The organism is Clostridium tetanomorphum (genome assembly GCF_017873215.1).
GTDB lineage: Bacteria > Bacillota > Clostridia > Clostridiales > Clostridiaceae > Clostridium_AO > Clostridium_AO tetanomorphum.
Map to the genome: position 1 here is coordinate 220,155 of NZ_JAGGKA010000003.1, position 23,374 is coordinate 243,528.

At 28.8% G+C, this 23,374-nt stretch carries 17 protein-coding genes and 1 pseudogene; 16 read left to right on the forward strand and 2 right to left on the reverse strand.

What is annotated here, in order from left to right; genetic code table 11:
* The first annotated feature begins 130 nt into the window (after nucleotides 1-130).
* Nucleotides 131-736: a hypothetical protein gene (locus J2Z24_RS04595; RefSeq protein ID WP_035146546.1), complete on the forward strand. Its 606-nt coding sequence runs from the start codon at nucleotides 131-133 to the stop codon at nucleotides 734-736.
* Nucleotides 737-748: 12 nt separating this feature from the next.
* Complete coding sequence (locus J2Z24_RS04600; RefSeq protein ID WP_035146549.1) at nucleotides 749-1,072, forward strand: hypothetical protein; 324 nt, start codon at nucleotides 749-751, stop codon at nucleotides 1,070-1,072.
* 60 nt (nucleotides 1,073-1,132) lie between these two features.
* On the opposite strand, the pseudogene J2Z24_RS21990 reads toward J2Z24_RS04600, so the two are convergent.
* Nucleotides 1,133-2,413: pseudogene (locus tag J2Z24_RS21990) on the reverse strand (oxidoreductase); the annotation flags it as partial.
* Nucleotides 2,414-2,731: 318 nt separating this feature from the next.
* On the opposite strand from J2Z24_RS21990, the gene J2Z24_RS04615 reads away from it, so the two are divergent.
* From J2Z24_RS04615 to J2Z24_RS04675, 12 genes are all read left to right on the forward strand, one after another.
* A complete protein-coding gene (locus tag J2Z24_RS04615; protein ID WP_035146554.1) occupies nucleotides 2,732-4,798 on the forward strand; it encodes a penicillin-binding transpeptidase domain-containing protein in 2,067 nt (688 codons plus the stop codon).
* Between the two features lie 257 nt (nucleotides 4,799-5,055).
* The gene (locus J2Z24_RS04620) at nucleotides 5,056-5,670 is read left to right on the forward strand and encodes a TetR/AcrR family transcriptional regulator (protein WP_035146556.1); all 615 of its coding nucleotides are present in this window, start codon (nucleotides 5,056-5,058) and stop codon (nucleotides 5,668-5,670) included.
* A complete protein-coding gene (locus tag J2Z24_RS04625; RefSeq protein WP_035146558.1) occupies nucleotides 5,663-7,879 on the forward strand; it encodes a HelD family protein in 2,217 nt (738 codons plus the stop codon). The genes J2Z24_RS04620 and J2Z24_RS04625 overlap by 8 nt, the downstream gene beginning before the upstream one ends.
* A 107-nt stretch (nucleotides 7,880-7,986) precedes the next feature.
* Nucleotides 7,987-8,343 (forward strand): BlaI/MecI/CopY family transcriptional regulator, encoded by a 357-nt coding sequence (locus tag J2Z24_RS04630; protein ID WP_035146560.1) that lies wholly within the window; start codon nucleotides 7,987-7,989, stop codon nucleotides 8,341-8,343.
* Nucleotides 8,344-8,355: 12 nt separating this feature from the next.
* Nucleotides 8,356-10,536 (forward strand): M56 family metallopeptidase, encoded by a 2,181-nt coding sequence (locus J2Z24_RS04635; RefSeq protein ID WP_051593186.1) that lies wholly within the window; start codon nucleotides 8,356-8,358, stop codon nucleotides 10,534-10,536.
* Nucleotides 10,537-10,771: 235 nt separating this feature from the next.
* Nucleotides 10,772-11,389, forward strand: coding sequence for a TetR/AcrR family transcriptional regulator (locus J2Z24_RS04640; RefSeq protein WP_111947526.1), 618 nt, complete (start codon nucleotides 10,772-10,774; stop codon nucleotides 11,387-11,389).
* 219 nt (nucleotides 11,390-11,608) lie between these two features.
* Complete coding sequence (locus J2Z24_RS04645; RefSeq protein ID WP_035146564.1) at nucleotides 11,609-12,085, forward strand: flavodoxin domain-containing protein; 477 nt, start codon at nucleotides 11,609-11,611, stop codon at nucleotides 12,083-12,085.
* 134 nt (nucleotides 12,086-12,219) lie between these two features.
* Nucleotides 12,220-12,498, forward strand: a complete 279-nt coding sequence (locus J2Z24_RS21260; protein ID WP_162175678.1) for an FMN-binding protein — start codon at nucleotides 12,220-12,222, stop codon at nucleotides 12,496-12,498.
* 637 nt (nucleotides 12,499-13,135) lie between these two features.
* On the forward strand, nucleotides 13,136-14,206 hold the full coding sequence (locus tag J2Z24_RS04655) for a suppressor of fused domain protein (protein ID WP_035146566.1): 1,071 nt from the start codon (nucleotides 13,136-13,138) through the stop codon (nucleotides 14,204-14,206).
* A 309-nt stretch (nucleotides 14,207-14,515) separates the two neighbouring features.
* Complete coding sequence (locus J2Z24_RS04660; protein WP_035146567.1) at nucleotides 14,516-15,805, forward strand: helix-turn-helix transcriptional regulator; 1,290 nt, start codon at nucleotides 14,516-14,518, stop codon at nucleotides 15,803-15,805.
* 1,024 nt (nucleotides 15,806-16,829) lie between these two features.
* The gene (locus J2Z24_RS04670) at nucleotides 16,830-18,059 is read left to right on the forward strand and encodes an RtcB family protein (protein WP_035146626.1); all 1,230 of its coding nucleotides are present in this window, start codon (nucleotides 16,830-16,832) and stop codon (nucleotides 18,057-18,059) included.
* Nucleotides 18,060-18,573: 514 nt separating this feature from the next.
* Complete coding sequence (locus tag J2Z24_RS04675) at nucleotides 18,574-20,016, forward strand: TROVE domain-containing protein (protein ID WP_035146569.1); 1,443 nt, start codon at nucleotides 18,574-18,576, stop codon at nucleotides 20,014-20,016.
* A 79-nt stretch (nucleotides 20,017-20,095) separates the two neighbouring features.
* On the opposite strand, the gene J2Z24_RS04680 is transcribed toward J2Z24_RS04675, so the two are convergent.
* Nucleotides 20,096-21,058: an ABC transporter substrate-binding protein gene (locus tag J2Z24_RS04680; RefSeq protein ID WP_035146571.1), complete on the reverse strand. Its 963-nt coding sequence runs from the start codon at nucleotides 21,056-21,058 to the stop codon at nucleotides 20,096-20,098.
* Nucleotides 21,059-21,286: 228 nt separating this feature from the next.
* Between J2Z24_RS04680 and J2Z24_RS04685 the strand changes: the two genes are divergently transcribed.
* Complete coding sequence (locus J2Z24_RS04685; RefSeq protein WP_051593188.1) at nucleotides 21,287-22,306, forward strand: FecCD family ABC transporter permease; 1,020 nt, start codon at nucleotides 21,287-21,289, stop codon at nucleotides 22,304-22,306.
* Nucleotides 22,306-23,373 carry a FecCD family ABC transporter permease gene (locus J2Z24_RS04690; RefSeq protein ID WP_035146573.1) on the forward strand — a complete coding sequence of 356 codons (1,068 nt, stop codon included), beginning with the start codon at nucleotides 22,306-22,308 and terminating at the stop codon, nucleotides 23,371-23,373. The genes J2Z24_RS04685 and J2Z24_RS04690 overlap by 1 nt, the downstream gene beginning before the upstream one ends.
* Nucleotide 23,374: the final 1 nt, after the last annotated feature.

Consider the following 23,374-nt stretch of genomic DNA (forward strand, 5'->3'; position numbering starts at 1 on the left):
TTTAGAATAAGAGTTATAGTTGAATATATATATTAAAATTTTTTGATTTTTATCTTTTTAAAATCATATACATTGAAAAAGGAAATGAAAGAAAAGTATAGAAATCTACATTTTATGGAGGTATTATGCTGTGATAACAATTGAATTTTTACTTGAAAATGAACATGAAATTGATGACATTGCAAAGAAGTTGGAAAGTGATGATATAAAATATCTTATAAGTCTATTAAATGAGAAAAAGGATAAAATACGATATACTGCTTTTCTTGTTTTACAGAGTAGAAGTAAATTGTATTCTGATGTTTATACATATTGGGAGGATTTTAGCCAAAAATTAAATAGCAGTAACTCCTATCAGCGAAGTATTGGTATAATGCTTATTGCAGAAAATATTCGTTGGGATGAGCAAAATAAGTTTGAAGAGATTGCTGATATCTATTTGTCTAATTGTGATGATGAAAAATTTATTACAGCAAGACAGACAATTCAGAGCATCAGTAAATGGATTTTATATAAAAAAAGTTTATTACCATTAGTTATAAATAAACTTATAAGTATAGATATATCCAAGCGAAAAGACAGCCAACAGAAACTTCTCCTATTAGACATAATAGCTATATTATCTGAAATTCATAAAATACAACCTAGCAGTGACATTTTAGAATATGTATTTGGTGTAACAACAGGAGGAATTCTGGATAGCAAAGCTATTAAACAGGTCAAGAAGCTATTTTAATTGGAGGGTTATATGATTAATACTATAAAAAAACATAAAATAGTTGTTATTGTTGTACTTGTTGATTTATTTTTAACTTGGTTGCTAGCATATTCAGGTATTGTACTTCCATATATTAGTCCAAGCGTTGAAAGCTATAGATGTTCAGGAACAAGTTTTCCACGGGATTATATTCAAAAATTGATTTGGTTATTCATGCATGTTCCTACTTCTTTATTTATTGATGCAAGGCTTGGAGGGATAACAACTTCTAACGGTTTTGTGTTCTTATCTGTTCTGCAGACTGGATTAATTGCTTATTATTTGGAGAAAAAAATACTACACATGTCAAAATAAAATCTCCAGGTCAGCCATAGATGGTTCACCTGGAGATTAAAATATAATTGTAATTATTAATTACAAGCTGCGTCCTAACTCATAGGCATCCCATATAGCTGACATGATGTTGTGAACATTATGAGCATCTCCTACCTGATAAACAAGACGAGGTTCATTTTGTAGTTCCTTATATAATTTATTTTCTGATTTATATCCAACTGCAGTTACTATTGTGTCTACAGATAGGTTTTCTTCTTTTTCAATACCTTTATCATCAGTACATTTTACTAAAAGTCCTTCAGATGTAATCTGAGATGCTTTGGTATTTGTCATAACTCTTATCTTATTAAAATTCAATAAGTCCCTTAACATATCGTAGTTAGCAAAGCACATATCTTTTCCACCACCACAGATATCTGGTGTAGATTCTACAATAGTTACATCCAAATTCTTTTTATTGAGCCAAAGTGCAAGTTCACATCCAACTAGACCAGCTCCGATGATTGCAACTTTTTGTCCTGGAATAACTTCACCGTTTAATACATTTACTGCTTGGCATAGAGTCTTTGATTTTGCGGCTTCACTTCCGTCATCTGCAAAATTAAGATTAATAGGATTAGACCCTGTAGCAATCACAATTATGTCAGCATCATAGGCTTTAATTTCTTCAATTGTAGCAGTTTTATTCATCTTAATAGATATAGGAAGTTTATCCAGCTGATGTTCATACCAACAAATAAGAGCATGGTCGTCTTCTTTGAAATCAGGCATTCCTCCTGGGGTAACAACACCACCAAGTTTGTCAGACTTCTCCTATAATTCTACTTCATGGCCTCGTATTGCTGCTACACGGGCTGTTTCCATAAGGGAATCGTAACCTTCAGTTATCAAAATCTTAGCACCTTGGATACCTTAATCAATATCTTTACCTTTTTCTTTAAATTCTTCTCCAGGAACAGCGCCCTGACGATAGTCTTTAACAAAGCTTTTTAGACTGTAACGAAGTGAAACAGGGAAATCTTCTCCACAGGCTTTCTTAATACCTTGAACCACTTCATAGGCAAGGCGTAGACGATTCTCTAAGCTTCCACCATATTCATCTGTACGATGATTGTAGAAGGAGATGGCAAACTGATCTAGAAGATATCCTTCATGAACAGCATGGATTTCAACTCCATCAAACCCGCTTTTTTTAGCAATTACAGCAGACTTAACAAAGGAACCAATAAGAGTATGTATCTGCTCAACAGTCATCTCTTCTTGAATTATATTTGGATCCCAACGATTGCTGATTCGTAATGGTGCAATAGCATTTTGCATCAAATGAGGTATAGCCGCACGTCCAAATCCTTTATTTAGTATTATTTTACATAATTGCAAAAGAATAATCGAATAAAATATAAACCATAATATACCTAATTATGTATGGGAATTTTTGATTAGGTTTCACTATGAAAATGCTAACTATAAATCTAAAATATTACTTGTTGTGGTATAATTACATTATGATTAAATCTATTATTTGAAGATTATTACAATGAAAAAAGTTTTTTACATACGATAATTACTTTGTAAGGTTTCAAAGTAAGCAAGGTTAAATGCAAAAATTATATAGAAAAGAGGTGGATTTTAGTGAGGGTTTAATAATTGTCATATGACTTTCACTAAAGATAATTTATGTTAAAGGCAAATTTTAAAAAAACATTTACTGTATTAATTGCAATAATGATATTAATTTCAGTAACTTTTAGCTTAGGTGGTTGTTCTTTCAAAGGCAAAAATTCTTTAGAAACTTTTAATATATATAAAGATTATTGGCAGAAGAAAGATTATAAAAACATGTATGCCATGTTATCTAATGAAGCAAAAGCTAAGATTAGTGAAAAGAATTTTATAAGCAGATATTCCAACATTTACGATGGTATAGAAGCAAATAATATTTCTATAAATATAGAAGATACAGATAAAAATGCAGAAAAGATCCCTTTTTCTTTAACTATGACAACTGTAGCTGGAAAGATAAATGTTAAGGACTATGATGCACCTATGATTAAAGAAAAGGTAGATGGTAAAAAAGTTTGGACCGTTAATTGGAGTGAAAGAATGATATTTCCTCAAATGGAAGCTAAAGATAAGGTTAGAGTGGAAACTATTAAAGCTAAAAGAGGAGAAATTTATGATAGAAATAAATATGGTCTTGCTATAAATGATATTGTAGTAACTATTGGAATTAAACCTGTGGATTTTAATTTAAATAAAGATGAGAATATTAAAAAGCTAGCAAAAATTTTGGATGTAAAACCTTCGGTAATAGAAGATAAATTGAAAGCTAACAGTAACCCTGAATATTTTGTACCTATTGTTAATATATCTGCTGACAAAAAAGATATAATTGCAGATGCTAAGCAAATTCGTGGAATAATACATAAGGAATCGGAAGGTAGAGTTTATCAAGGTGGAGAAGCTATAGGACCATTAATAGGTTATGTAGCTGATATAACAGCAGAAGAACTTAAAAAATTCCAAGGTCAAGGATATAGCTCTACAAGCAAGATAGGGAAAAGAGGATTAGAACAAGTTTATGAAAGTAGATTAAGAGCTAAAGATGGGAAATTTATTTATATATCCAAACAAAAGGATGGAAGAGAATCAGAAAAAATACAAATAGCAAAAACAGAACCAAAAGATGGAGAGAACATAACTCTTTCTATAGATACGGAACTTCAAAAGGAAATATATGAAAGTATGAATGGGGATAAAGGAGCTTCTACAGCTATAAATCCTAAAACTGGAGAAGTTTTAGCTATGGTAAGTTCGCCGGCATTTGATCCAAATTTATTTACTACCTATGCTCCTGAAAGTATTAAAACACAATGGAAAAAGGATAAAAATATACAATTTGATAATAGATTTAAAGCTTCCTATGTACCAGGCTCTACCTTTAAGTTATTTACTGCAATAGCAGGATTAGAAAAAGGAAGTATAAATCCATCAGAAGCCATTAACATACAAGGAAATAAGTGGCAGCCTAATGCTAGTTGGGGAGGATATAAAGTTACAAGGGTGGCAGACCCAGGAAAACCAATAGATCTAAAGAATGCTTTTATATATTCTGATAATATATATTTTGCACAACAAGCACTTAAAATGGGCAAAGAGTCCTTTATAGAAAAAGCAAAAGCCTTGGGTATAGGAGAAAAGCTACCTATAGATTACCCAATTGCAAAATCTCAAATTTCTTATGATAATACTATAAAAAATGATATTCAATTAGCAGATAGTGGGTATGGTCAAGGACAAGTTCTCATGAGTCCTCTACATATAGCTTTAATGTATAGTGCTGTAGCAAACAAAGGTGACATGATGACACCTACTTTTCAGATTCCAGGTGATAAGACACCAGCAAAAGTATGGAAGAAAGGTGTTATTTCTGAGGGAAATGCAAATATATTATTGAAAGATCTTACTGAAGTTGTAGAGAATCCATCTGGTTCAGCACATGGAGTTAAAATAAATGGAGTAAAATTGGCTGGAAAAACAGGTACAGCAGAATTGAAAAAAAGTGTTGAGGATACTACTGGAGAAGAATATGGATGGCTTGTTGCTATGAATACTGATAATCCTAAGATGGTATTAGCTACTGTTATTGAAGATGTTAAATCAAGAGGTGGAAGTCATCATGTTATACCTATGGAAAAGAAAGTATTAGAGTATTATTTTATTCAAAGAGAAAGAAATAAGTAAAAATAGAAAATAATATTTTTTTACCGTACTGTAAAATGATATGCCTAATTTATATAAATAGTTTTTTATATGAACTGTTTATTATAAAAGCAGTATATTAAAAAGCAGTACGGTATTTTTGTACCATAAATACTATAGCAAGCTTCACCCAAATCTAATAATCACTTCAATGCATAAATTTTACTTGACTTCACAATAATAAATAGTATAATTCTTATTACCAGTGGTAATAAGAATATTTATGAGGGGAGATATCAATGAAAAAGGGTATTACAAAGGAACAAATAGTTGAACAAACATTAAGGTTAATAAAGGATAAAGAAAATATAAGAGATGTAAACTTAAGGGGAATTGCTCGTGAACTAGGGTGCGCTCATACAAATTTATATAATCATTTTGGATGTTTTGATGATTTATTATGGTGTACTCATATAGCAATATTAAAAAAATTTTTGGATGGACTTAGTGAAAAGATATCACAAATAGATGATTATAGATTAAAATTACAATGTTTTTTTAGTTGTTTTGTGGAGTTCCCTTTATACAATAAAGGGTGGTTTCGTCTTGCATGGTTTGAAATAATACAGGGTGAACGTCCAGAAGATGATAAGATAGCTACAGTAGAAACCGTGAATGCATTTGTAGATATAATAGAAAATATTTGGCATAATCTTTATGGCTTTACTCCTAATAAAGAGAAAATTAAATATGTGTTACACAATGTACATTGTTATATACATGGAGAAGTATCCATATATATTGCTAAAAGATCATTAATACAGGATGAAATAGATTTTAAAAAATATGTAACTGAGGAAGCAATTAAACTTACAAGACTTCTATTAAATGAGGGGGAGGGGTTTTATGAGTAATTATGATGAGGAATTAAAAAGTGAAGTTTCTTATCTTGAGAATACAATGTCACTTATAAACAAGAATTTAGATATAGAGTCAAACAAAGCATCAAAAGCTAAAGAGGAATTAATTTATGTTAGACGGCATATGTGGGAAAATACTGTACATTTTATTGATGATATTGATAGACTAGCAGACATAAAGCAGAATTTAGCAATTGTTCAAGGGCAAACAACAAGCTATGAAAAAATAGAGAAGAACATAGATAAATATAAGAGAATGCTTAAAAAACCCTATTTTGCAAGAATTGATTTTTTAGAAAAGGGAAGCTATAAAGAAAAAATATATATAGGCGTTTCTAATCTTTTAGATGAAGAAACCTATGATTTTTATGTATATGATTGGAGATCACCTGTTGCTAGCATATTTTACAGATACGAGTTAGGTAATGCAAAATATAACTCACCAGATGGAGAGGTGGAGGGTGAAGTTTTACTTAAGCGTCAATATGATATCAAGAATGGAAAAATAAATTATTTTTTTGATTCTAGTTTAAATATTATGGATAATACTTTGAAAAGTGTGTTAGCTAAAAATACATCTTCAAAGATGAAAACTATTGTTGAAACAATACAAAGAGAGCAAGATATAGTAATTCGTGATATTGAAAGTGAACTTTTAATAGTGCAAGGAGTAGCAGGAAGTGGTAAAACATCTATAGCAATGCATAGGGTAGCGTTTTTAATGTACCAAGGGCTTCTTACAAAGCTTTATGCAAACAATATAGTAATAATTTCACCTAATGAGTTATTTAGTAAGTATATTGAAAATGTTCTTCCAGAGCTTGGAGAAGAGAATATTATAAGACTGACATTTGAAAATATATTTTCAGAAAATTTTAATAATAGGTGTATTAAATCCAAAAATGATACATTAGAAGAAATAATAGTTTGCGAACACAAGAAGAAGAAAAATATTATAAAAAGCAGTTTAGAATTTAAAACTTCAAAAGAGTTTGTAACAATCCTTAATAGATTTATATGGTATTTTCAACGTAAAATGATAGACTTTAGAGATATTTATTATAATGGAGAATACATGGCGAATAGACATTTGATAAAAGAATTTTTATTAAATGATAGTATAGATATTCCCATTGAAAAGAGACTTAAAACAATCGAAGTAAGAATATTAGATAAGATAAAACCAATTAGAAAAGAACGTATAAAAAAGCTAGAGGCCTTTGTAAGTAGATATCCTGAACATCAATTTGAAATAAAATCATTGGCAAGGTTAATTTCAATAAAGGAAAGTTCTAAATTACTTAAAGAGATTAAAAAGTTTACCCAAATTGATTATATCAATGTATATAAAAGACTATTACAAAATAAAGACTTATTTTATAGGCTGGCGCAGGGCATTAGGCTACCAGATAATATTGATGATATATTAAATAATTCAAGTAATAATGAAGATGCTATGTTATATGAAGACATATTAGCACTAACATATTTAAAAGTGAAAATTAGCGGATATGACAAGTATAAAGATATCAAACAAGTTGTTGTTGATGAAGCACAAGATTACTACCCTATACATTTTGAAATATTAAAGGAAATGTTTAAAAATGCTAGATATACAGTGCTAGGTGATATAAATCAGACTATAGGAAAAGAAGCAGATATCTGCATTTATGATGACATTAAAGCAATATTAAATAAATCTAAAAGTACAGTGGTATCTATGCATAAAAGTTTTAGAAATTCCTATGAAATAAATGAATTTAGTAGCAAATTTCTTCATGAGAATTTTCAAGTAGAGAGATTTGAAAGACATGAGGAACCACCAGAAATAGTTTCAAAGTTGAGTGTATCTGAACTAGATGAAACTGTAATAAATTATATACTAAAATATAAAGAGTATGGATGTGAATTAATTGCAATTATATGTAAAAGCATGAAGCAATCACAAAATCTTTATGAAAGATTAAAAGATAGAATAGAAATTAATATTATTACTAACAAAAGTAATGATATTAGTGGAACTAGTATAGTTCCTGTTTATATGGCTAAAGGACTTGAATTTGATGGAGTTATTGTTTATGGAACTGATGATGAAAACTATAATACAGAGGAGGATAAAAAGCTTTTATATATTGCTTGCACAAGAGCTTTGCATAGATTATCACTAGTTAATATAGGGGATAAAAGTAGGTTTATAATATAAATCAATTAAGTTACAGCTTTAAAAATGTATCCAAATGTTGACAACTTTGGTTTAATGGGATAAACTAAAGTAAATAGGTTTAATATGTTAAACCAAGGAGGGATTTTATGAAGGACTGCAAGATATTTGATGCTGAATTTAAATTTATGGAGATTATATGGGAAAACTCACCTATTAAAAGTTCTGATTTAGTAAAATTAGCTTATGAGAGATTAGGTTGGAAAAAATCTACTACTTATACAGTGATACGAAGATTAAAAGAAAGAAACATTATATCTAATGAAAATTCAATAGTATCTGCACTTATAGATAGGAAATCAGTTCAATTATCAGAAACGGAGGAATTAATAGATAAGGTATACAATGGCTCTATTAAAAAGTTCTTTGCAACATTTCTTCAAAAGGATAATTTATCCCAAAAAGATATAAAAGAGCTTAAAGAAATTGTTAATAAATTGAAATAGGGGATGACTAGTATGCTAGAAGGTTTATTTAGGGCCATTGTTAGTATGGGTATTAAAGGATCAATAATAGCTTTATTTATAATTGTAATAAGATTTACATTTGGTAGGAGATTACCTAAAAATTTTTCTTATTATCTTTGGTTTGCTGTTTTAGTTAGATTAATATTTCCCACAAACTTTGTATCTAGATTAAGTTTATTTAATTATATACCAGAATCAAATACAGTAATGGACAGGGTTATAATTGGTGAAGTGCAAAGGAAAACAATACCTAACATTACCATCAATAATGCATCATCAACTATTACTGACATTGGAAACGCTACTACTTCAGTAAGTTTAATGGAAAAGTTTATATTTGCAGCAGCTATACTATGGATAGTAGGATTGGCATTTTTAATATTACATGGACTAATTAAATATTATAAGGCTTCAAAGATATTAGAAATGTCCAATATTTATAATTTTGATATAGAAGAACTTAAAAGAAAGGTAAAGATAAGGAGAAATATTAATGTTTATACATTGTGTGGCATAGAAAGTCCTATGGTATATAAGTTTTTTAGACCAAGAATTATTATACCAAACTCTATGAAAGATACCATACAAAAAGAGGAATCAAAGCATATATTAATCCATGAATTGATACATATTAAAAGGTATGACAATATACTAAAACTAATATGGGTTATAGTAGTAGCTATATATTGGTTTAATCCTATAATTTGGTTAGCAGCAAAGTTATTTAATGAAGATATGGAACTTTCCTGTGATGAAAATGTAATGAGAATTTGGGGAAATGATATAAGACGGGATTATGCTAATTCACTAATAGATATTGCTGATAAACAGATACATCCTTTAGAACAGAATTTTATAGGTTTTGGAAAAACAAATATAAAGACAAGAATTAAAAATATAATGAACTATAGGAAACCAAAGATCTGGTTTACATTATTTTGTATAACATTGATAGGTCTAATAATGATAGTAACTCTAACCAATAAAGACATCAAGGGAAAAAATGACTTTACATTTAAAAAAATTGACTTTACATTTAATAATGCCGAGTATGCTGCTAGTCCTTTTAAGTTAAAAAATATATCAATTAAAGATAAAAAAATAATCAATGATATTATGTCTATGATAGAAAATAGTGAAACGGTAAAGGGCAAAACAAAATTAGAAGATATGGAGAAGATGAATTGTAATGGTAATAAATTAATTTTAACTAAAAAGGATGGAAGTAAAGAAGAGATTTTCTTTTCATTTGACAGCCTTTATGAATTTGGATATGTAGAAACAGGAGGAAAGATTAAAAAACCTAAATATGATTTCTTTAGATATATGTGTAATTTAATTGAGTATCAAAAATTTGATACAAATATTGAAAAGCCAGTATTAGATTTATTTAAAAAATATAATTGGACTGTTGATTATAAAATAAATACTTTAAAAGAAAAGCTTCCAGAGAATTTAAAACATAATGCAGGGGAATATCCAGTTAAGATATACTGGGCCTATAATAATGAATTGTCTAAGCAAATTGGATTGAATTTTAGGAACTATCTTGGAAAGAATATAACAGCGGAAATTTATATACTAAGGGAACCTTTGCCAGAATTTTTGAAACCTCAAAGAAATGCAAGGGGAGTTATTTTAAAGTATAAGGATAAAATAATTGGAGCATATATAGATATGGGAAGACATTATTCATTTGCTTGTTCTCTTGATAGAAAGTCACTGGAAAATATTACAGAAAAAAATTGGGATCAGTGGATTGAAAATTATATTAATTATGATGACGAATTAGAAATAAAGTTATCTAAAATGAAACCAGAGGATATAATCAAGGAACATTATAAAGCATTGGATAAAAATGATACTAAAATGCAGTGGGCAACCATTACAAGAAAGACCTTATGCCAGTATTTAACATCTAATATGGATAATCATTATTTATTTAACAAGGAAAAAGATGCTGGTGATACAAATATAAAAAGTGTAAAGCTATTAGAAGTAAAAAAATTAGATAGTGCTGATAATGACGACAAAACACTAATCTATAAGGCAACAGCTGATTTTAAATACTTTGAATTTATCACATCAGATGATGGTGCTGATTTTCATCTTTGTACCATGAAAAAAGAAGCTGAAAAAAGCGGTTGGAGAATAGCTGAAATGGGTAAATAATAAGATGTTTTTAATAAATATTTTTAAAATATTTATAAATTTAATATAAAATAAAGAGTTGTATTCATATAGAAAGTATCTTTATATGAATATGACTCTCTTTTAATATATTAATATAAATTCTTTAATTCTAGGAGAATATGTTTCATGTATTTACATCCATATAGATTAATGATAAAATAAAATTGAACGATGTTCGATTTTCTTACAGTGTTAAATGCAGAGGAGGAAAAATATGGGAATTACCGAAAGAAGGAAACAGGAAAAAGAAGTTATTAAAAAAAAGATAATAGATGCAGCAAAAAATATATTAGTTAAAGAGGGTTACGAAAATTTATCTATTCGAAAAATTGCGAGTAAGATAGAGTATTCTCCAGGGATTATCTATCATTATTTTAAAGACAAAGCTGAGATAGTGAATTTTATTGTGGAGGATGGTTATGGAAATATATTAAAAACTATAAGTGCTATTCCTGTAGATAGTGAAAATCCAGATAAAACAATAGAAAATACGCTAAGGGCATATATTGAACTTATGTTAGAAATACCTGAACAATTTAGGGCTATTTTAATGAATGACATTGAAGGTATACAGGAAAAAGTAAATATTTTAGAACAGGGAATTGGAAAAAAGAGAAAAAGTATAGGACAGCTTTGTAAGTTAATAGAAATAGGAATTGAAAAACATAAATTTAGAAAAATGGATATAGAACTTACTGCTCAAATAATATTAACATCCACTCAAGGGCTTATTTCTAGATTGATACTAGAAAAAAATATGTGTGAGAAGCAAAAAGAAAGGCTTATAAATCATCATATTGAAATTCTTATTAAAGGATTGTCTAATAACTAAATAGTCTATAGCATCGGATAAAATAGTATTTATTTGGATAGATACTATTTTATCCGATGGCTATCCGCTTTAATACCACCATCTTTTTTAAAGTGGGAGTAAAAACTCTCTCTAAAGTCAAGAAATCTTTTTATACAAATGATAGTGTAAAGTGAAATATGAAAAAAATTAGCCTTAAAAAATATGCTCGTAAGAGCTCAAATAAGGAGGTAATAATTTATGAAAACACTTATAGTTTACGGATCTAAACATGGATGCGTGGAAAAATGCAGTAAAGAGTTAAAGGATAAACTTCATGGAGAAGTTGTAACTGTGGACATAAAAAAAGACAGTGTACCAGATATAGGTTTATTTGATAATATCATTATTGGAGGATCAGTATACGCGGGAAAGATTCAAAAGGGAATAACTGAATTTTGCTGCAAAAATATTAATGAATTAAAAGATAAGAATATTGGATTATTTATATGTGGTATGATAGAGGAACAAAAAGGGAAAGCGGAACTTAATAATGTTTTTCCAGAAGAATTGTTATCTAAAGCTGTTGCCAAAGAGTACTTTGGAGGAGAAGTTATTTTTAGTAAAATGAATTTTTTTGAAAAATTTATAATTAAGAAGGTATGTAAAATTAATGAAGATGTATCTAATATAATAAGTGAGAATATTAGTAAATTTATAAAAGTGATGAATAATTAATTAACTTAATATAAGAGGTGGTTAAAATTAAATCTTTTTTTAAAGTCATATTATCTATAATTATTATTGTGGTTTTAATATTTACAGGAGGAATATTTTTTCTTACCAGAGGACTTAAAACTGGAAGTGAAGTAGTGATTCATAATGTTAAGTTATCACATTTAAATGATGGAGTGTATAGTGGAGAATATAAAAGCGGAAGATGGACGAACTCTGTAAATGTAAATATTAAGGATCATAAAATAACTAAAATTCATATAGTAAAAGATGTTATTATTAAAAAAGATGATGTTAGAGAAAAACTATTTAAAAAAGTAATAGAAAAGCAAAATATAGATGTAGATGCTATTTCAGGTGCTACAGTTACAAGCAAAGCTTATTTAAAGTCTATTGAAAATGCACTAAAAAAATAATAGTAAAAATGAAACTATACATTTTATAATTGTATAGTTTTATTTTTTATCCAATGTTAAATAACCTAAAATAGTTCTATATTTAACAAAATCATAAGGGACTTTTGTAATGTATATGAAAATAATAATTAAAAACATAAAAATACACAAGATTTCATTTTAATAGTCGAAAATAATAAAAGACAATTAATGGTGATAATTACTTTCATATCAAGTGATTCTTAGACTCAGGTGGAGTTTGGTTATGAGGAGGATGAATTTTCCTTCGGAGAAGATTGTAAAATTATACATTTTATGGACAAGTTTAATATCATATATATCCCTTTGATAATGAAAATGAATTTCCAATAGGAAAAGTCTATAAATTTGTAATTCCAAAAGAAAGAATGTAATTAATATATAGGTACAATTGCTATAAAATTAAATCCAGAAAAGCTTGAAAATCTAGATTTAGATTTAAGGTATCTAATTCCAGATAGAATCGAGGAAGTCACAAAAGGAAGGGTTCAAAATAATGGATATGATTATAGTTCAGATGATACAAATTCTATAAATAATTAATAATATAGGGTAAGGTACATAAAAATTAGATGAAAGTGTTTAGATAATAGAGCCATTTTTATAAAGGAGGCATTTTATGTGTAAAAAGGATAATGAAGAAGTACAGGCTATAGGGTGGCAAGCAATTGATGATGCATTAGAAAAAATATACAAAAATCAAAAGCCTAAACATTATGGCACAATAATTCCTTATTTTTTAGGAGGAAATGATCCTTTAGAAGGAATAAGTGTTTATGAAAGGAAGGAACCTATACCACATTGGCATTTTGTTACATATGGATTTTCAGAGATTTATGAGAAAGAATGGGAAGATCCAGATTATAGTGGATACGGATTTGAACTTACTTTTAGGGTAAAAAAAGAAGCTTTAGACAGTGAACCACCAAATTGGGCTTTGAATTTTATTCAAAATATTGCAAGGTATGTATTTTCTACAGGAAACTATTTTGCAGCAGGACATTATTTAAATGCTAATGGACCAATTGCAGCTGGTACAGACTCGCTAATAGGTTCTATAGTTTTTGCAGAAGATCCAGAATTACCATGTATAGATACACAAAATGGGAAAGTTGAATTTTTACAAATAGTAGGTATAACTGTAGATGAAGAAAATGCAATAAAATGTTGGAATGGCAGTGAAGTTTTAAAGGTGTTTTCTAAATATATGCCTTTATATATAACTGATTTAAATAGACAATCTTTATTAAATAATGAAGAGATAAGAGCATTAGTAGAAAAAGGTATTGAAAAAGATGGATCAAGCACAGGAACCTTATTCAATGATAAGCTTTCTTGGAAAGAGAGTAAAGGATTATTTAAAGGTAAGAGTTATGAAATTATTATAGGTGCACACCAAGCTGAAACTATAGGAAAAGTTTTAAAAGGGCGCATTTTAAAAGATAGATCACTAATGCTTGTAGGGAAGGAACATAATATAATTATTAATTACTCAAAGGAACCATGTGTAAAAGTTGATAAAAATAATTTAGAACTTATGATAAATGAAGAAATAGTAATTGAAATAGCTTCCGAATTAATTCCAAAGGAAAAAAGCTTTAATTTAAAAGCAATGAAAAAAATAAAATTTACAATAGAAAAAACGGAGATAAGAAATCAGCAAGGAGAAGTAGTACAAGTTATTGGTTAAATTTAATCTTTAAACAGTTATTGAAATTAGGTGTCCAAATAAAGTTACCTGCTAATTGAAAATTGGATCAAGAATCCTGCAAAGATTGATTTTTATACATTGCATTTATATGAGATGACCTTAAATAGAAACTATTCAATAAAGTAATAGAAGAGCCAAAATAGTAGTTCCAAGGGTAAGTGGAACTACTATTTTTCTATTATAGCAAATTTTTTGTCTGTAAAAAATTATTCATACAAGCTATACTTTTTATATAGAAACTAATTTAACTAATGATTGATGTAAAATAACAGTAGAGGAGAAAACTTAATGTTTAACGATTTTATTAAACACTATAATATAATAAGAGCAATTCTTAGGGATGTGTTCCTATATGGATGCTTTTCTAGGGAAGATTTAGGAGGTAAGAGAAATCTTAGCTCAAGAAAGATAAGCTATGAAATAAGAAGAATACAACAATATGTAGAGGGATCATTTGTTAAAACCGATAGACAGGGAAGAAACAAGCTGTTAGCTTTGACCTATGATTCCATAATAAATACAGAAAATTTTTTAGTGAAAACATATATGACAAAGAGCTTTACTTCAGCAGGTTTATTATTATATTTTAATCTTTTAATGATTTTAAATGCTAAGGAAAAAGAATGTTGTTTTCGTGATATAGAGGAATACATGATAGATAAAGGATTAATATCCTATGACAATATAAGTAGCAAAACTATTGAAAGAAAGCTTAATGAAATGTGTAAAAGTCTTGGAATACTTAAATATAGGACAATTAAGAGGACTAAATATTATAGTATTGCAGAGGATATTTTTAAAGAAATAGACAATAAGGAGCTTGAAGAGTTGATTATTGCTATATCTTTATTTAAAAATATATCCTTTCCAGTAACAGCAGGCTACTATTGTGAACAAAGCTTAATGGATTATGCTAAGTATGAAAGAGGACTAAATATAGAATTAGGTGATAATTTTCAATATAAAAATCTTCATTTTCATCCAGTGATTGAAGAACAGATACTTTGTAAAATATTAAAGGCAATACACGAAAGAAAATACATAATACTTAATTATATTCCCAGGGAAGCTAAAAGAAAAAGTAATACAAAAGAACCCTTAAGGCCTTATAAAATTAGATATGATATAATCTGTGGAAGATTTTATTTAGTATCCTATAATAAGGAGAATAGGTGTGTAATATCCAGACTAGATAGGATAGAAAGTGTTGAGGTTACCAAGTTTAAATATGAAATAAGAAATTTAAAAGCACTATATAATGGCAATATGCAATATAGTTGGTCCAGTGTGCCTTTAGGTGCAGGAAGTAAACCAGAAAAGATAAGCTTAGAAATTACCATAGATGAGTCTAAAGAAAATTACATAATTGAGAAAATTAGGGGAGAGATTCAAAAAGGAACTATAGAAAGAATAGGAGAAGGGCATTATAAGTTAGATATGATTGTTAATGATAGCATAGAAATGGTTCCATGGATTAGAAGTTATTCTGGATATATAAAGATTATACAGGGCAGAGGGCTTATAAATAGAGTTAATGAAGACTGGAAGGAGATGATTAATCAATATGGAACTTTTTGATGAAGTAAAAAATAGATATTTCCATATTATATTTACTGTACTTAATGAATGTAGAATAGGTATGAATAGAGATGATATTATTAAAATAGTAGATAGAGAAGAATTTCAGGAAAAAGTTATAGGAAAGGATTTTCAAACTTTTGAAGGATTACTTTTAAATGAATATGAAGATAATGAAAACTTTAATTTGCTTCAACAAGAGAATGGAGTATATTATCCTAATATTAAAGTAGATAATAAGACAACAGTACCTGTTAGACTTACAAACATAGAAAAATCTTGGCTAAAAAATATGCTAAATGAAGAGGAAATACAGTTGCTATTAAGTGATACTACAATAGCAAAACTTAAATCAGTATTACAGAACTTTGATTGTGCTAATACTAGTGAAATTATTGAAGTTACAAATAAATCAATATTACCTCACGTTGATAATTTAGAAAAATATAAGAAGAATTTTAGAATTTTATTAAGAGCAATTTTAGATAAGAAAGGGATAACATATTGTAATACTGATAGATTTGGTAATGTTTATAGTGAAAGAAGAGCTCTTCCCATAAGGATAGAATATTCCCATAAGGATGGAAAATTTAGGGTTTCCATGTATTCATTAGATGATAAAAGACCTATAATGGCAAATATATTTTCTTTGGATAATATAAAAATATATGAAAAGAAAGGTATTGAAGTACATAGAGACACTGCAATAAATTTAGTTCATGAATATAGATATTCTAAGGAGCCAATTGTTCTTGAAGTAATAGATGAAAAGGCTGCAATGGAAAGATGCTTTATGAGTTTTTCAGAAATGGAGCGTTATTCAAGATGCATTGAAGAAGATAAATATGAGATGAAACTTTTTTATTATACCTTTGAAGAAGAAGAAGTTATACGAAAGATACTTGCCCTTGGTCCTTATGTTAAAGTTACATCACCACAAAGAATTATAGAAGAAATAGTTAAAAGAATAAGACAAGCTATTGAGTTAAATAAGGGTAATATTACCTATAAGGAGGAAAGTAATATGTTGGAAGTAAAGGGGAAATATAATAGTGCCAAAGTATATACTGATAAAGTAGAATCAGAAGTTATTTCCCAGGTAATGGAATTATGTAATCAGGAATTTTGTAAAGATAGTAAAATTGCAATAATGCCAGATACTCACGCAGGAAGGGACTGTGTAGTTGGATTTACAGCAGATCTAGGAGATAAAGCTATACCTAATATAGTAGGCGTTGATATAGGTTGCGGTATGACTACTGTTGAATTAGGCAAAGCTGATGTAGATTTAAAAGAAATAGATGAGATTATTAGAAAATATATACCAGCAGGAATAGAAGTTCATGAAGGAAGAGTAGTAAGATTTCAAAGGCTTCAGGAGCTACATTGTTTTAGAGAATTAAAGAACACTAAAAGAATTGAAAGAAGTATAGGTACTTTAGGTGGGGGAAATCATTTTATAGAATTAGATGTTGACGATGAAAAAAACGTATACTTGGTTATTCATTCTGGAAGTAGAAACTTAGGAAAACAAATAGCAGAGTATTATCAAAATCTGGCTATTGATTTATGTTCAGGAAAAGAAGAGTATTTTTATCAAAGAGATAGAATAATCAATGAATATAAGAAGGAAGGTAAGAGACAACTTATTCAAGGTGAATTAAAAAAATTAAAACAAAAATATAAAAATTTATTACCAGACTATCCGGAAGATTTGTGTTTCTTAACGGGAAACTATAGAGAACGTTATTTGCATGACATGAATATATGTCAGGAATATGCAGCTTTAAATAGAGAAACCATGGCAAACATAATATTAGACAAGCTAGTTAATAAAAAGTTAGAGGATTATTGCTACTTTCATACTACTCATAACTATATAAGTTTTAAGGACAACATTATTAGAAAGGGAAGTATCTCAGCATACAAAGGGGAAATGGTATTAATTCCTATAAATATGAGGGACGGAAGTATATTAGCAGTTGGAAAAGGAAATCCTGATTGGAACTATTCTGCACCACATGGAGCAGGAAGACTTATGAGTAGAAAAAAAGCGAAGGAAATCTTAAATTTTCAAGAATATGAAAAATCCATGGAAGGTATATTTACTACATCAGTAAATTTATCAACTCTTGATGAGGCTCCTATGGCATATAAGCCTATGGAGGAAATTATAAATAATATTCAAGATACTGTTAGTATATTAAAAATAATCAAGCCTATTTACAATTTTAAAGCAGGAGAATCAAGTTAATTATAAATCTGGTTTTTTTGTTATTAAGATAATAAGGGATATTAAAGAAAATAATAGATTAGGAATTTTATCTATCATTTAATTAAATATGCCTAAGTTAATTATTGCAAAGTTTTTGTCTGTAACTTAATTTATATTAGCTTTATAATATAAACATCAAGTGATTTTTAAATCTAAGTTGAACTTGATTAAGAGGCAGTGCAGAGAAGAGTTACTTCGTATTGGATTTAGCATCTCTTCTCAAATTTCTCCTCTAAGTTAAAAATGTATAGAGTAGTGTATATTTGAGTTACTTCGAATTTGAGAGTGGATGTCACTGGTTCGATTCCAGTTTTATTTTCTTATGAAAATGAATAGCTCAGTTGGTAGAGCACCAAATACTCAAATAATTTTTCTCTCTATTTCATTTTTAAAAAAGCTTGGGTAGTGCTAGAAAGTGTTACTTCTTATCAAAAGCTGAAAAAACACTTCTAATTTTCTCCCAAGCTAAAATTTAATAAAGGGAGTGACTATTATGGCAAAGTTTAATTGCAAAAGTTATATAAAAACAAAAAACTTATCAATGCATGAGGCTTATCAAATGACGGATAAAGAAAAACTGGTTACTCAAGTACTAACCAGTCTTTTTAATGAAAGTAAATTTTATAAAGATAATTCAGAAGATATAGTTAATACAGTTCAAAAGGTTATAAAGGAAGATCCTAAATTTATTGCAAACTTATGTGTATATACAAGAAAAGAAATGCATTTAAGAACTATTTCCCAGGTATTAATTGGAGAATTAGCAAAGGTAAATAAAGGTAAGCCATATGTTAGAAGGTCAATGAATAATTGTATTTTTAGAGTTGATGATATGACTGAAATTCTTGCTTATTATATAAACAAATATGGAAAGCCTATACCCAACTCTATAAAAAAAGGTATAGGGGATAAATTGCTTAGTTTTGATGAATATCAGTTAGCAAAGTATAATCGTAGAAATAATTTAGTAAAACTTAAAGATTTGCTTTGTTTAGTCCATCCTAAGGCTAAAAATGAAGAACAAAATAATATGTTTAAGAGACTACTAGAAAATAAACTCAAAACTCCTATTACCTGGGAAACACAATTATCAAGCAGAGGCAATAAGAAGAAGGTTTGGGAAGAACTTATTGAAAATAATAGTTTAGGATACATGGCAATGCTTCGAAATTTAAGAAATATATTAAAAGCTGATGTATACAATATAGACAAGGTATATGAATTTTTATCTGATGAAAATAGGGTGCTAAGAAACAAGCTCTTGCCCTTTAGATATTATTCTGCATATAAGACCTTGGAAAATGAGGGTATAGGAACATCAAAGATATTTGATACCTTGGAGGCAGCAATAAAACATTCTACTAAAAATATTAATAAGCTAACAGGAAAGACAATGATTTCAGCAGATGTATCTGGTTCTATGAATTGTTACATAAGTGAAAAAAGTCAAATCACATGTGCAGAAATTGCTGTACTTATGATGTCTATAGCTAATTATATATGCGAAGAAACCATAACTACAACCTTTGACAGTAAGCTTTATATGAGTAATTTATCAACTAAAAATGGAATTATTGCTAATGCTAATTCTATAAAGGTTAATGGAGGAGGAACAGATATTTCATTGCCTATAAGACATTTGCTTAACAACAAAATTTTTGTAGATAGAATAATAATTTTATCTGACAATGAAATAAACAGAGGTTATGGCCGTGTGTGCCAAAGATATGTTGAGGAGTATAAAAGTAAAATTAATCCTAATGTATGGGTACACGCTATAGATATGCAAGGCTACGGAACACAACAATTTTGTGGTGAAAGAGTGAATATATTAGCTGGCTGGAATGAAAAGATAATTGATTTTATTTATCAAGCTGAAATAGAAACTGGAAGCTTAATTGAAAAAATAGAGAAGTATTATTTTAAGGAAGAATAATACTTCTCTAAACTATATAATATATAAATGAACTATGAAAATAAATACTTTACCAACAGGGAATAAATCCTAAAAGATATTAGAATTTATTTTCTTTTAAAAACTTTTCTATGTCATCAAGTAGTAAGTTCGCAGCCTTTACACCACCTGCAGTATTCCAAATAGCATCATCAACTCTATATGCCTTATTATTTTTAACTGCATTTAATGATCTAAATAGAGGATCTTCTAGCCATTCTTTTTCTCTTGAAGAACCTTCACCATTTCCTGTTTCATAAGTAAAGTAAAACATAACCTGTCCATCCGCTTCTTTTAGTCTTTCCTTACCTATTTCAAGAGTAAAATCTGTACTTCTTTGTGTTTCTGGTCTAGCAAAGCCTATTTGTTTAAGAATCATTCCAGAAAATGTATCTCCTAGATATATTCTAGTTTTTCCAGGCATAAATCTTACTAAAGAAACTTCTGTTTTAAGCTTATCGCCTGCTAATTTTGCTATCTCAGCTGCACGACTATCAAAAGTTTTAATTACTTCTGTACCTTCTTTTTCCTTGTCTAATACTTTGGCATAGAATTTTAAGTTAGTTTTCCATTCGCCTCTTAAAGTATTAGAATAAACTGTTGGTGCAATTTTTGAAAGCTGATCATATATTTTTTCATGTCTCATTTTATTTCCTATAATTAAATCTGGATTTAATGCAGCTACTGCCTCTATGTTAATTTGACTTTCATCTCCTAAGTTTTGTACTCCTTCCATATCTTTTTCAATATGTTTATACCATGGATTGCCTGTCCAAGATTTAGCGGCACCCACTGGCTTTACTCCTAAAGCAAGAAGTGCTTCTGTTCCCTCATTTGTTAGAACTACAATTTTTGTTGGGTTTCCTTTAATTTCTGTTTTGCCCATGGCATGGTCTATAGTTCTCACAGTGTCACTAGCTTGCTTAGTAGATTTTGTAGCATCTTTTTTGGATGGTGAGCAGGCTGTAACTGTTATTGCTAAAACTAAAGCTGAAATAGTACTAAATAGTTTTTTTGCTTTCATAATATAATCTTCTCCTTTGTTAATTTAATATTGTGAGGAAATGATAGCATATATTATTTTTAAATGCAAGTGATTTTCATTTCCAAATGATAGTAGCTTTCATTGACAATGTTTCAAGTATAGTTTATACTCTCAATATATTAGCCAAAGCTTATTTTATGTAGGTATATAAAAGTATGCATTTTAGGTTAAAATTGTAACACTACTAATGAAAGGATGTATTGATAGTTGAGTATTAAAAGAAAATTATCACTAGAAAGTAGCAGATCAAAAATTGTTGTACTAGTCATACTTATTACTTTATTAATTGTATCGTTTATAGCAAGTCTACTTTTAGGTTATATTAAGACCTCCTATGTAGACTTAATAAATACATTTATAAATTATAATAACAGCTTAGAACATATAGTTTTAAAAACTTCAAGAATATCTAGAGCAACTATTGCTCTATTTATAGGTGCTAGTTTAAGTCTTTCGGGAGTACTTATGCAAACTCTTACTAAAAACCCAATGGCTTCCCCTGGCCTTCTTGGAGTAAATTCAGGAGCTGCCTTTTTTATGGTTTTTACCTATAGCTTTTTTCCAAGTGTTTCCCAAAATTATATAATACTTTTTTCGTTTATTGGTGCTGCTATGGCTGTAGTACTTGTATACACCTTAGCTGGAGGAATAAGAGGGTCAATTAACACTTTCGATTTAATACTTGCAGGTGCTGCAATTTCCGCCTTCTTCATTTCTCTTACTCAAGTAGTACTTTATAAAGATCAAAAAACTATGGAAGAAGTAATGTTTTGGCTAACAGGTTCAGTAGAAGGTAGATCTATAGAATCCCTTAAGATTGTTATTCCATATATGGTTGTTTGTTGGATTATATGTTATCTAATTTCAGGTAAATTAAATATATTTTTTCTTGGTGAAGAAATAGCAAAGGGTTTAGGTTTAAATATTGAATTAATTAAACTGCAAATTCTTATTTTAGTAGTTATTATGGCAGGTGCTTCAGTTGCTGTTGCGGGTCCTATATCTTTGGTAGGCATAATAATTCCTCATGTAACCCGTGCTTTAGTTGGATCTGAATTTAAGTGGGTAGTTCCATTTAGTGCAGTATTAGGTTCTATATTTTTACTTTTAGCGGATATAGGTTCAAGATTTATAGTATATCCAAAAGATATACCAGTAGGTGCAGTTACAGCAATAATGGGAGCGCCGTTTTTCGTATACCTTGCTAGAAAGGTGGAAAATAAATAATGAAGAGATTTATAGTTTTTAGAAAGGGAAAATTTTCCTATATATATGAAAAAAGAAGTGTTTTGATAGTTGTGTTTGCATTAATACTTTCTATTGTATCAATATTACTTAGTACAAGCATAGGACAAAAGTATATACCTATACTCAAAGTAATTGAAGTACTGTTAGGAAATAGCCAAGGTGGAGATTCATTAATTATCAATACAATTCGACTACCAAGAACACTTGTGGCATTTTTAGTTGGAGCCTCTTTGGGGATTTCCGGAGCTATTCTTCAAGGAGTAGTGAAAAATCCACTAGCTGATCCAAATATTATTGGAATAACAGCTAGTGGATCTGTTGGAGCATTAGTATTTCTAACTTTATTTACAGATTCCAAAAACAATTCACTTACTATAAGTATATTCTATATGCCTGTGTTTGCATTTGCAGGAGCTCTTTTGTCTGTGCTTTTAATTTATTTTCTTGCATACAAAAAAGGAGTTACACCCTATAGGTTAATTTTTATAGGAATAGCAATTTCAGGTGCTTCAAAAGCCTTAACTTCTATATTGATAATAAATGGACCAGTAATATTTATAAAAGAAGCTCAGCTTTGGATTACTGGAACAGTATATGGTACAAGCTGGATTAATGTAAAACTTTTATTTATTTGGTTTTCATGTATTTATTTAATTACTTTAATATATATTCGTGAATTAAATGTTCAAAGTTTAGATGATAGTATTTCAACAGGACTTGGAAATGATGTTGAAAAGAATAGATTTATTCTGATGATTTTAAGTGCAGCATTAGCTAGTGGAGCTGTTGCAGTTGGTGGAGGAATTAGCTTTGTAGGACTTATAGCTCCACATATATGTAGAAAGCTTACAAACTCTTCCTTTGAATATATAACTCCACTTTCTGCATTAATTGGTGGCATAATAGTAGTTTTATCAGATATAGCTGCAAGAACATTATTCTTTCCATTGGATTTGCCTGTTGGAATATTTACTGCTGGAATAGGTGCTCCATTTTTTATATATCTTTTAGTTAAAAATCACAAATCACTTAAGGAGGTTGTATAAA

Coding starts and splice junctions, on each gene's coding strand:
- J2Z24_RS04690 (WP_035146573.1), top strand. CDS start 22,306: ATGAAGAGATTTATAGTTTTTAGAAAGGGAAAATTTTCCTATATATAT.
- J2Z24_RS04680 (WP_035146571.1), bottom strand. CDS start 21,058: ATGAAAGCAAAAAAACTATTTAGTACTATTTCAGCTTTAGTTTTAGCA.
- J2Z24_RS04600 (WP_035146549.1), top strand. CDS start 749: ATGATTAATACTATAAAAAAACATAAAATAGTTGTTATTGTTGTACTT.
- J2Z24_RS04655 (WP_035146566.1), top strand. CDS start 13,136: ATGTGTAAAAAGGATAATGAAGAAGTACAGGCTATAGGGTGGCAAGCA.
- J2Z24_RS04620 (WP_035146556.1), top strand. CDS start 5,056: ATGAAAAAGGGTATTACAAAGGAACAAATAGTTGAACAAACATTAAGG.
- J2Z24_RS04675 (WP_035146569.1), top strand. CDS start 18,574: ATGGCAAAGTTTAATTGCAAAAGTTATATAAAAACAAAAAACTTATCA.
- J2Z24_RS04670 (WP_035146626.1), top strand. CDS start 16,830: ATGTTGGAAGTAAAGGGGAAATATAATAGTGCCAAAGTATATACTGAT.
- J2Z24_RS04625 (WP_035146558.1), top strand. CDS start 5,663: ATGAGTAATTATGATGAGGAATTAAAAAGTGAAGTTTCTTATCTTGAG.
- J2Z24_RS04645 (WP_035146564.1), top strand. CDS start 11,609: ATGAAAACACTTATAGTTTACGGATCTAAACATGGATGCGTGGAAAAA.
- J2Z24_RS04615 (WP_035146554.1), top strand. CDS start 2,732: ATGTTAAAGGCAAATTTTAAAAAAACATTTACTGTATTAATTGCAATA.
- J2Z24_RS04630 (WP_035146560.1), top strand. CDS start 7,987: ATGAAGGACTGCAAGATATTTGATGCTGAATTTAAATTTATGGAGATT.
- J2Z24_RS04640 (WP_111947526.1), top strand. CDS start 10,772: ATGGGAATTACCGAAAGAAGGAAACAGGAAAAAGAAGTTATTAAAAAA.
- J2Z24_RS04635 (WP_051593186.1), top strand. CDS start 8,356: ATGCTAGAAGGTTTATTTAGGGCCATTGTTAGTATGGGTATTAAAGGA.
- J2Z24_RS04660 (WP_035146567.1), top strand. CDS start 14,516: ATGTTTAACGATTTTATTAAACACTATAATATAATAAGAGCAATTCTT.